Annotated in this window: 7 protein-coding genes and 1 pseudogene; all 8 read left to right on the top strand. The window is 62.1% G+C overall.

Annotated features, from left to right (window positions below):
- The coding region (locus BMY45_RS27040) for an RHS repeat-associated core domain-containing protein (protein ID WP_256573686.1) at positions 1–4,161 on the top strand (4,161 nt) is incomplete at its 5' end.
- Between the two features lie 12 nt (positions 4,162–4,173).
- Positions 4,174–4,497: a 3-hydroxydecyl-ACP dehydratase gene (locus BMY45_RS27035; protein ID WP_256573685.1), complete on the top strand. Its 324-nt coding sequence runs from the start codon at positions 4,174–4,176 to the stop codon at positions 4,495–4,497.
- 405 nt (positions 4,498–4,902) lie between these two features.
- Positions 4,903–6,318, top strand: a complete 1,416-nt coding sequence (gene ccoG, locus BMY45_RS27030) for a cytochrome c oxidase accessory protein CcoG (protein WP_092403447.1) — start codon at positions 4,903–4,905, stop codon at positions 6,316–6,318.
- An 11-nt stretch (positions 6,319–6,329) separates the two neighbouring features.
- Positions 6,330–6,869 carry a FixH family protein gene (locus tag BMY45_RS27025; protein WP_047227181.1) on the top strand — a complete coding sequence of 180 codons (540 nt, stop codon included), beginning with the start codon at positions 6,330–6,332 and terminating at the stop codon, positions 6,867–6,869.
- A gap of 179 nt (positions 6,870–7,048) precedes the next feature.
- The gene (locus BMY45_RS27020) at positions 7,049–9,499 is read left to right on the top strand and encodes a heavy metal translocating P-type ATPase (protein ID WP_092403445.1); all 2,451 of its coding nucleotides are present in this window, start codon (positions 7,049–7,051) and stop codon (positions 9,497–9,499) included.
- 24 nt (positions 9,500–9,523) lie between these two features.
- Positions 9,524–9,742, top strand: coding sequence for a cbb3-type cytochrome oxidase assembly protein CcoS (gene ccoS / locus BMY45_RS27015; protein ID WP_047227179.1), 219 nt, complete (start codon positions 9,524–9,526; stop codon positions 9,740–9,742).
- Positions 9,735–10,418, top strand: coding sequence for a sulfite exporter TauE/SafE family protein (locus BMY45_RS27010; RefSeq protein ID WP_092403443.1), 684 nt, complete (start codon positions 9,735–9,737; stop codon positions 10,416–10,418). Before ccoS ends, BMY45_RS27010 begins: the two co-directional genes overlap by 8 nt.
- 235 nt (positions 10,419–10,653) lie before the next feature.
- Positions 10,654–10,779, top strand: a pseudogene (locus BMY45_RS28515) (IS110 family transposase); the annotation flags it as partial.

Here is a 10,779-nt window from a genome sequence, read left to right as displayed (position 1 = left end):
CCGCCCACGGTGCAGGCCAACATCCTCACCGGCTCCAAGGACACCTTTACCAACAACATCCCCTCGGCCCGCGCCGCCGGGGCGGTTGTTTCCCAGGTCGCGCCGGCCGGCACCGAATTGGACATGTCCGAGCCGGAAGAAGAAGCCGAGCCCAGCTACCTGGACATGGCCGGCAACTTCTTCTCGCAGATGTGGCGCCCCACCGTCGCCACACCCGCCCCCGGCACAGAGACCCGACCGGAAGACCTGGTGATCTGCACCAAGCACCCACCGATGCCGCCGCAGTTCATGGCCGAAGGCTCGGACAAAGTCACCATCAACGGCCAGCCCGCCGTGCGCAGCGGCGACCGCAGCACCTGCGATGCGACGGTGGTGTCGGCCGGATTGATTTCCCCGGACGTGACCATTGGCGGTGGCTCAGTGGTGGTGCGTGAGATTCGCAGCGGCAAAACCCCGGGCGTGGGGCTGGCGGTCACCGCGTTGCTGATGCTCAAGGGTGGCAAGGGCAAGTTCTTCAGCAAACTGCCGTGCATGCTGGCCGGTGGCGCGGCGTCGATGGCGGTCAGCAGCGCCATGGGCGCCGCGGCCAACGCCACCATGGGCTCGTCGAACCCGGTGCATGCCGCCACCGGCGCCAAAGTGCTGGGCCGCGATGAAGAGCTGGACTTCGTTTTGCCCGGTGTTCTGCCGATCGACTGGCAACGCTTCTACAACAGCCGCGACGAGCGGCGCAGCGGGATGTTCGGCGCCGGCTGGAGCGTGGCCTACGAGGTGCAGGTGGAAATCCTGGCCCATCCCGAGGGCGGCGAAACCCTGCTCTACACCGACGAACAGGCCCGGCCCATCGACATGGGCTCGATCCCGTTGGGCGGCGCGGTATTCAGTGCTGGCGAAGGCCTGGCCGTGCGACGTCATCTCAACGGACAGTTGCTGATTGAAAGCGACGACGGCCTGTATCGCCTGTTCGAACCCACGCCGGGCCACACATCCCTGCTGCGCCTGAGCCAACTCGGTGACCGCAACGACAACCGCATCTTCCTCGACTACGACGACGCCGGACGGCTGATACGCCTGCGCGACACCTTCGACCTGGTGCAAGTGGAGCTGATCCGCGAGCGCGAACGCGTCACCCGGATAGAACGCCTCTACCCCGACCAGCAGCGCGAAGTGCTGGTCAGCTACGCCTACGACACGGCGAACAACCTGAGCGAAGTGCGCGACGCCACCGGCCAGGTGCAACGGCGTTTCAACTACGACGCCGGCCAGCGAATGGTGGAACACCAACTGCCCACCGGGCTGCGCTGCTTCTACGAATGGGCTCTGGTCGAAGATCAGGAATGGCGCGTGGTTCGGCACTGGACCGACGAGGGCGACACCTATCAGTTCGACTATGACCTCAAGGCAGGCGTAACCCGCATCACCGACGGTTTGCAGCGCCTCAGCATTCGGCAGTGGAACCGCCAGCACCAGATCACCCAGTACACCGACAACCTCGGCCAGACCTGGCTGTTCGAGTGGAACGACGAACGCCAACTGCTCAGCGCCACCGACCCACAGGGCGGGCGCTATGAATACAGCTATGACGAGGCCGGTAACCTGATCGGCGAAACCGATCCCTTGGGCCGCAGCGATTCGACGTTATGGCTCGAGCACTGGGCCCTGCCCCTGGTGGACACCGATGCCGCCGGCCACAGTTGGAAATACCGCTACGATCAACGCGGCAACTGCACCGCCGAAACCGATCCCCTGGGCCACGTCACCCGCTACCGCTACGACGCCCACGGTCAGGTGGTGGAAATCATCGACGCCACCGGCAAGCTTAAAAAGCTGCGCTGGAATCCGTTCGGGCAGTTGGTGGAGCACATCGATTGCTCGGGTTATCCGACGCGGTTCAGCTACGACCAGCGCGGCTACCTGCAGACCATCACCGATGCCCTCGGCGAGCGCACCCAGTTCAGCTACGACGCCCAGGGCCGTCTGCTCAGCAGCCAGTTGCCGGACGGCCGCACCGAACAGTACCAGCGCGACATCGCCGGCCAGTTGACCGGCTACACCGACCCGGCCGGGCACACCACGCACTACCAACACAACCGTCGCGGTCAGGTCCGCCAACGCACCGATGCCCACGGTCGGCAGGTGCAGTTCGCCTACGACAGCTACGGGCGGCTGCAAGCGCTGGTCAATGAGAACGGTGAGAGTTATCGGTTTGCCTGGGATGCCGGGGATCGGCTGACCGAACAACAGGACCTCGATGGCAGCGCCAAGCGCTACACCTACGACGTACTCGACAACGTCGCGGCGGTGACGGCGACTCCGGCGCCGTACGGCACGGGCTTGGCGGTCATTCCTGAAGCACCGCCGGCGCCCATCGTCCATCGCCTGGAACGCGACGCCGTGGGCCGGTTGATTGCCAAAGTCACTGACGATGGCCGTACCGAGTACACCTACGACCCGCTGGACCAGCTCACCGCCGTCACCTTCACCGACCTGCAAAACAACTCGCAAACCCTGAGCTTCGCCTACGACGCCACCGGCCAGTTGCTCGCCGAAAACAGCGCCGCCGGCAGCCTGCAACACCACTACGACGAACTGGGCAACCTGATCCAGACCCAGTTGCCCGATGGTCGCTGGGTCAATCGTCTGTACTACGGCAGCGGCCACCTGCACCAGATCAACCTCGACGGCCAGGTCATCAGCGACTTCGAACGCGACCGCCTGCACCGCGAAGTGCTGCGCACCCAAGGCCAGATCAGCACCCGCAGCGAATACGACCGCAGCGGCCGCCTGCGCGCGCGCCAACGCCGCCACAGCAGCCAACCTTCGCTGCTGCCGGCAGCGGTACAAAAACACTTCGAGTACGACCCCGCAGATAACCTGATCGGCAAACTCGACCAACAACCCGCCGCGCAGCACCGCCAACTGCTGCACTACGACGCCACCGGCCGCATCATCGCCAGCCAGAACAACCTGCACGGCCAGCGCGAAACCTTCGCCTACGACGCCGCCGCCAACCTGCTGGACGGCCCGCAAGCCGGCGCCGGGCTGGTGGTGCACAACAAACTGCTGACCTACCAGGACAAGCGTTATCGGTACGATTCCTTTGGCCGGATGATCGAAAAACGCAGCGCCGCGCGCGGCCTGCAACGCTTCGCCTACGACGCCGAAAGCCGCCTGATTGAAGTGCGCAACGACAATGGCAGCGTGGTCACGATGACCTACGACCCGCTGGGCCGGCGCATCGAAAAAACCGAACACGACAGCCATGGCTACCCACTGGGCGAAACCCGTTTCACCTGGGACGGCCTGCGCCTGTTGCAGGAACACCGCCACCAGCAAACCAGCCTGTACCTCTACGAAGACGACGGCTACGAACCCCTGGCCCGCGTCGACGGCAGCGGCCCGCTGCAAAAAATCCGCTACTACCACAACGACCTCAACGGCCTGCCGGAACAACTCACCGAAGCCGACGGCCATGACGTGTGGCGGGCAACGTATCGGGTGTGGGGCAACACGCTGGAAGAGGTGCGCGAGCCGTATTACATCGAGGAACAGAACCTGCGGTTCCAGGGGCAGTACCTGGACCGGGAAACGGGGCTGCATTTCAATACGTTCAGGTTTTATGATCCGGATGTGGGGCGGTTTACGACGCCGGATCCGATTGGGTTGGCGGGGGGATTTAATCTCTATGTCTACGCGCCTAACCCCTTCGCCTGGATAGACCCGTTGGGGCTAGCCTGTGGTCCGGCTACCCGGCAAAACTCAAAAGGAAGATGGATCGATGCCAGGGGCAGATTTGCCAACAAACCGAATGTCGCCAAGCTGCCATCGTTTAAAGGGAAATCCGTGCAGCAGGTGGAAAAAATCCTCCGCCAAAACGGCTACACCCGAACGAACCCGGCAAATACCAGGAACCAGCGCTGGGTACACGCTGATGGTTCAGAGGTCCAGATTCATGCCTATGGGAATACAAACCCCACACCGTTCAAGGGATCGAACAATGCCCACAGCCACAAATCGTTGGGTAGGCATGGAAACCCTGGCACTACAGAATTAGCCAATGACGGAAAAACAGCTGTCAGCACTCATTCCGCGCCAGCGCACATCGGAATGAAAAACCCGCCAGACTACCCAACGGTATCGGGCCGGCCTCACGGCAGTTAGAAGGTAACGATGATGTCAGCAGAATTCATATTGTCCTTTGAAGATAAAAACTGGTATGCGACGCACCTCAAAGAGGTCATGCAGAAAATCACCGCCCTTGAAACGTTTTCCGCATCTTTTGAGGAGAACGAATTCCACTTGGTGGGCACCGAGCCCAGAAGCTCAAATGACTGGAACTACGATGTACGGTTGTTTTTAGAAAAAGAACGCATTTTTTTGGAGATTAGCGCTCATCCAAAAAGTATCGAACGTGACCTTTCTGCTCTTTTTGAGTGGATCAGATCATGCACCAGAATTTCTATCGATGATGAGGACGGTGAGCAGTCAGGTTGGTAGCCCTGTTTAATAAAAAATCTTTATCAGGTTTTCCGTCCACTCCACCTAGTGATATGGGTGGAGACGTCGCTAAGAACACCGATCTCCCCGTGGCGAGGGAGCTAGCTCCCGCTGGGTGGCGAAGCCGCCCAAAAATAGCGGCACAAAGCAACCAGACTGGCCTGTCGAACGAGTCGCCAGGCCCTTGGTTTTTTCGCCAACGCCATGGAATGTCTATAGTCAATTGATCTGGGTCATGACTTGTTACATCCGCTACACCATTCTATGCAGAGCCCCAACGCGACCAAAGGTCGCACCCTTGGGCTAGACCTACAGGCGTATCATTGCGCCACTGCAATACCCTTTCTGACCGTGGTCGGCACGTACTGACCCCGGCACTTTTCCACTGCCGTGGGATGCATTCTGATGAGTAACCAGATTCCGGTACATGACGTCACCCCGCCTGCCAAAGACGCGAGTAAAAGCGTTGACTTGTATGCCTCTCGGGAAAAAATCTACACCCGTGCCTTCACCGGTCTGTTCCGCAATCTGCGGATGGTCGGCGGTGGCGTGTTATTCCTGCTGTATTTCGGTACGGTCTGGCTGAACTGGGGCGGGCATCAGGCCGTCTGGTGGAACCTGCCGGAACGCAAATTCTTCATTTTCGGTGCGACCTTCTGGCCCCAGGACTTCATCCTCCTGTCCGGACTGCTGATCATTGCCGCCTTCGGCCTGTTTTTCATTACGGTCTATGCCGGGCGAGTCTGGTGCGGCTACACCTGTCCGCAAAGCGTGTGGACCTGGATTTTCATGTGGTGCGAGAAGGTCACCGAAGGCGACCGCAACCAACGCATCAAGCTCGACAAGGCGCCCATGAGCGGGAACAAGTTCCTGCGCAAGCTGGCCAAGCACAGCCTGTGGCTGCTGATCGGTTTTGTGACCGGCATGACCTTCGTCGGTTATTTCACGCCGATTCGCGAACTGGTGTTCGAATTCTTTACCGGCCAGGCCGATGGCTGGTCGTATTTCTGGGTCGGCTTCTTCACCCTCGCCACCTACGGCAACGCCGGCTGGCTGCGCGAGCAGGTGTGCATCTACATGTGCCCTTACGCCCGTTTCCAGAGCGTGATGTTCGACAAGGACACTCTGATCGTTTCCTACGACCCGCGTCGCGGCGAAAGCCGTGGCCCGCGCAAGAAGGGCGTTGACTACAAGGCCCTGGGCCTGGGGGACTGCATCGACTGCACCATGTGCGTCCAGGTCTGCCCCACCGGTATCGACATTCGCGACGGCCTGCAGATCGAATGCATCGGCTGCGCGGCGTGCATCGACGCCTGCGACAACATCATGGACAAGATGGATTACCCGCGCGGTCTGATCAGTTACACCACCGAACATAACCTCTCGGGACAGAAAACCCATAAACTGCGTCCACGCCTGATCGGTTATGCCCTGGTGCTGCTGGCAATGATCAGCCTGCTGGTGACCGCGTTCTTCATGCGTTCGCTGGTGGGTTTCGACGTCAGCAAGGACCGTGTGCTGTACCGCGAGAACGCCGAAGGCCGGATCGAGAACGTCTACAGCCTCAAGATCATGAACAAGGACCAGCGCGATCATACGTACGTGCTGGAGGCCTCCGGCCTGCCGGATCTCAAGCTCCAGGGACGCCGGGAAATCAAGGTCGCGGCCGGTGAGATCTTCACCCAGCCGGTAGAACTGTCCAGCGCACCGGACCAACTGCCGTCGAGCACCAACGAGGTGATGTTCATCCTCAAGGATGCCGATGACGACAGCGTTCATGTTGAAGCCAAGAGCCGGTTCATCGGCCCACAAATTCGTTGAGAGAACTGAACATGCCTGCAGCAACCGCCACCAGCCCTTGGTACAAGCATCTCTGGCCGTGGATCATCATTGCGATCCTGGCCTGCTCGGTGACGCTGAGCCTGACCATGGTGACCATCGCCGTGAACAACCCGGACAATCTGGTCAACGACAACTATTACGAAGCCGGCAAAGGCATCAACCGCTCCCTGGAGCGCGAACTGCTGGGCCAGACCCTGCAACTGCATGCCAACGTGCAACTGGATGACGTCACCGGCGAAGTGAACCTGCGCCTGAGCGGCGACAGCAGGCCCCAGACCCTGGAACTGAGCCTGATCTCGCCCACCCAGCCAGAGAAGGATCGCAAGATCGTCCTGACGCGCAACGACAGCGAACCGGGACGGTATGTCGGTCAGTTGACGGACAAAATCGAAGGCCGGCGCTTTGTCGAATTGCTGGGTGTGGAGAACGACAAGACCTGGCGCCTGTTCGAAGAAGAGCAGATCAACCACGACCAGGCCATCCTGCTCGGCGATGAACCGCTGCAAGGCGCTGAAGACCTGAAGAAATAAGCCAATCACTGTAGGAGCTGCCGAAGGCTCGGGCCGCGTTCGGACGATCTTTTGATCTTTCGCTTGAGACTCAAGTGCCCGGGGAAAGATCGTCCGAACGCGGCCCGAGCCTTCGGCAGCTCCTACAGTTTTCGCACCTTGCGCAAGCCCATCCAAGCCAGGCCTTCATAGCGACAATCATGACCACTCCACAGCCTTGCTATCACTGCGCCCTGCCCGTCCCCCCGGGCAGTCGCTTCACCGCCGTTGTCCTGGGTGAAACCCGTGAGCTGTGCTGCCCGGGCTGCCAGGCGGTGGCCGAGGCCATTGTCGCCGGTGGCCTGGAAAGCTATTACCAGCATCGCAGCGAAGCATCGGCCAACCCCGAAACCCTGCCGGTCCAGTTGACCGATGAGCTTGCGCTGTACGACCGCCCGGACGTGCAGCAGGCGTTCGTGCGCCATGAAGGCGAGCTGGCCGAAGCCACGCTGCTGATCGAAGGCATCAGTTGCGCCGCCTGCGGCTGGCTGATCGAAAAACAACTGCGCAGCCTGCCCGCCGTGGCCGAGGCGCGGCTGAACCTGTCCAATCACCGCCTGCACGTGAGCTGGGCCGACGCTCAATTGCCGCTGAGCACCTTGCTGGCCGAACTGCGCCAGATCGGCTACGTCGCCCATCCGTACCAGGCCGACCAGGCCAGCGAACAACTGGCCGCGCAAAATCGCCTGGCCCTGCGCCAATTGGGCGTCGCCGGTTTGCTCTGGTTCCAGGCGATGATGGCGACCATGGCCACCTGGCCGGAATTCAACATCGACCTGAGCCCGGAGATGCACACCATCCTGCGCTGGGTCGCGCTGTTCCTCACCACACCCATCGTGTTCTATAGCTGCGCGCCGTTCTTCAAGGGCGCGATGCGCGACCTGCGCACCCGACACCTGACCATGGACGTGTCGGTGTCCCTGGCCATTGGCGGTGCCTACGTGGCAGGGATCTGGACGTCCGTCACCGGGGTGGGCGAGCTGTATTTCGATGCCGTGGGCATGTTCGCGTTGTTCCTTCTGGCCGGTCGCTACCTGGAACGCCGCGCCCGGGAGCGCACCGCAGCCGCCACCGCACAACTGGTCAATCTGCTGCCGGCCTCGTGCCTGCGCCTGGAGGACAACGGCCAGAGTGAACGTATCCTGCTCAGCGAGTTGCGCACGGGTGACCGCGTGCTGGTGCATCCCGGCGCGGTTCTGCCGGCCGACGGCAGAATCCTCGAAGGCCAGTCCAGCGTCGACGAATCGCTGCTGACCGGCGAATACCTGCCACAACCTCGTCAAGTGGGCGACACGGTGACCGCTGGCACGCTTAACGTGGAGGGCGCGTTGACGGTCCAGGTCCTGGCATTGGGGCAAGACACCCGACTGTCGGCCATCGTCCGGTTACTGGAACGAGCCCAGGCCGAGAAGCCGCGGCTCGCGGAAATCGCCGACCGCGCCGCGCAATGGTTCCTGCTGTTCTCCCTGGTCGCCGCAGCGGCCATCGGTGTGCTGTGGTGGCAACTGGATGCCTCTCGCGCCTTCTGGATCGTACTGGCGATGCTGGTCGCCACCTGCCCTTGCGCGCTGTCCCTGGCCACGCCTACCGCGCTGACCGCCGCCACCGGCACGCTGCACAAGCTTGGCCTGCTGATGACTCGCGGCCATGTGCTGGAGGGCCTGAACCAGGTCGACACGGTGATTTTCGACAAGACCGGCACCCTCACCGAAGGGCGTCTGGCGTTGCGCGCCATTCGAACGCTGACAGCCCTGGACAGTGATCAATGCCTGGGCCTGGCCGCTGCCCTGGAAAACCGCTCCGAACACCCCATCGCCCGTGCCTTTGGCCGCGCGCCACTGGCCGCCGAGCATGTGCAAAGCACCCCGGGGCTGGGGCTGGAAGGGCTGGTGGGTGACCAGCGCCTGCGCATCGGCCAACCCGGTTTTGTCTGCGAACTCAGTGGCGCGACGGTGCCGGTGATGCCGGATGAGCCCGGACAATGGTTGCTGCTGGGTGATGATATCGGTCCGTTGGCCTGGTTCGTCCTCGACGATCGCTTGCGCGCCGACGCCCCGGCATTGCTGGCCGCCTGCAAAGCGCGGGGCTGGCGCACACTGTTGCTGTCGGGCGACAGTTCGCCCATGGTTGCCAGTGTCGCCGCCGAACTGGGCATCGATGAAGCCCGCGGCGGTTTGCGCCCGGACGATAAACTGGCCGTGTTGCAACAGTTGCACCAGCAGGGGCGCAAGGTGCTGATGCTCGGCGACGGGGTGAATGACGTACCGGTGCTGGCAGCGGCAGACATCAGTGTCGCCATGGGCTCGGCCACCGATCTTGCCAAGACCAGCGCCGATGCGGTGCTGCTGTCCAACCGTCTCGACGCCCTGATCCACGCCTTCAGCCTGGCCCGGCGCACACGGCGGGTGATCATCGAGAACCTGGTGTGGGCAGCACTGTACAATGGCCTCATGTTGCCGTTCGCCGCCCTCGGCTGGATTACGCCGGTGTGGGCCGCGATCGGCATGTCCATCAGTTCGCTGACCGTGGTGTTGAATGCGCTGAGGCTGACTCGCCAGCCCAAGACGCAGGTTTTCGATGCCTCGCCCGATACCCGCCCGCTGCCGGCCTGAGCCGCGCGGGCATGGAGTTCCGACATGCCAGCTCTTTACGTGATGATCCCGGCCGCACTGCTGATCGTGGCCATCGCCGTCTACATCTTCTTCTGGGCCGTGGACAGCGGGCAATACGACGACCTCGACGGTCCGGCCCACAGCATTCTGTTCGACGATCAGGATCCGAACCACAAGGCGGCGGTGGACGAAGCCAGCGGCGAGCCCCGCAAACCGGACGACAAGGCCCCGCCCCATGCTTGATCTGGCGCCACTGTTGGTCTCGGCGCTCATCCTGGGTTTATTGGGCGGCGGCCATTGCCTGGGGATGTGCGGCGGCCTGATGGGCGCCCTGACCCTGGCAATCCCCAAGGAACAGCGCAGCCGACGCTTTCGGTTGCTTCTGGCCTACAACCTGGGGCGGATTCTGAGCTACGCCAGCGCAGGGTTGCTGATCGGCCTGGCGGGTTGGGCCGTAGCCAATAGCCCGGCGGCGATGGTGATGCGCGTGTTGGCCGGCCTGCTGTTGATCGCCATGGGCCTGTACCTGGCGGGCTGGTGGAGCGGCCTGACCCGCATCGAAGGCGTCGGTCGTGGCTTGTGGCGGCATATCCAGCCCGTCGCCAACCGCTTGCTGCCGGTGTCGAGCCTGCCCCGGGCCTTACTGCTCGGCGCGCTCTGGGGCTGGCTGCCGTGCGGGTTGGTCTACAGCACCCTGCTCTGGTCGGCCAGCCAGGGCGATGCACTGGACAGCGCATTGCTGATGCTCGCCTTCGGTCTCGGCACTTGGCCAGTGTTGCTCGCCACCGGCATGGCCGCCGAACGCATCACCGCCCTGTTGCGCAAACGCAGCGTGCGCATGGCTGGTGGCTTACTGGTGATTGTCTTTGGTGTCTGGACCCTGCCAGGGCCGCATCAGCATTGGCTCATGGGGCATTGACCTAGTCGCTGCCATCGCGAGCAGGCTCGCTTGTATGGTAGGACTTGAAGGGAGGAGGAGGGACAAGGCTCGATTCTGACTGTTAGGCGCAGTACAGACCGTGGGAGATTTCGCCCCTCCTCCTTTCACCCAAGCGCCGATAAAGAATGCATCTGGCCTAAACCGACGATAGGAACAAGCCTGCGCCTCTGGGTGAACCCTTCAAGTGTTCAAACCTTAGCCCGGAGAATTTTCAATGGCAATGCCGGTTTCTGTCACAAAGCCGATTGTGGGCGTGGATGTCGCCAAGAACGAGTTGGTGATCTATCACGCCGAACTTGATGTACTGGAGGCGATTCCCAACAACAAAGCGGCCATCAAA

Origin of the sequence: Pseudomonas sp. NFACC39-1 (assembly GCF_900110355.1) — a bacterium.
GTDB classification, from domain to species: Bacteria; Pseudomonadota; Gammaproteobacteria; order Pseudomonadales; family Pseudomonadaceae; genus Aquipseudomonas; species Aquipseudomonas tehranensis.
This window is presented reverse-complemented; position numbering and strand designations above follow the sequence as displayed.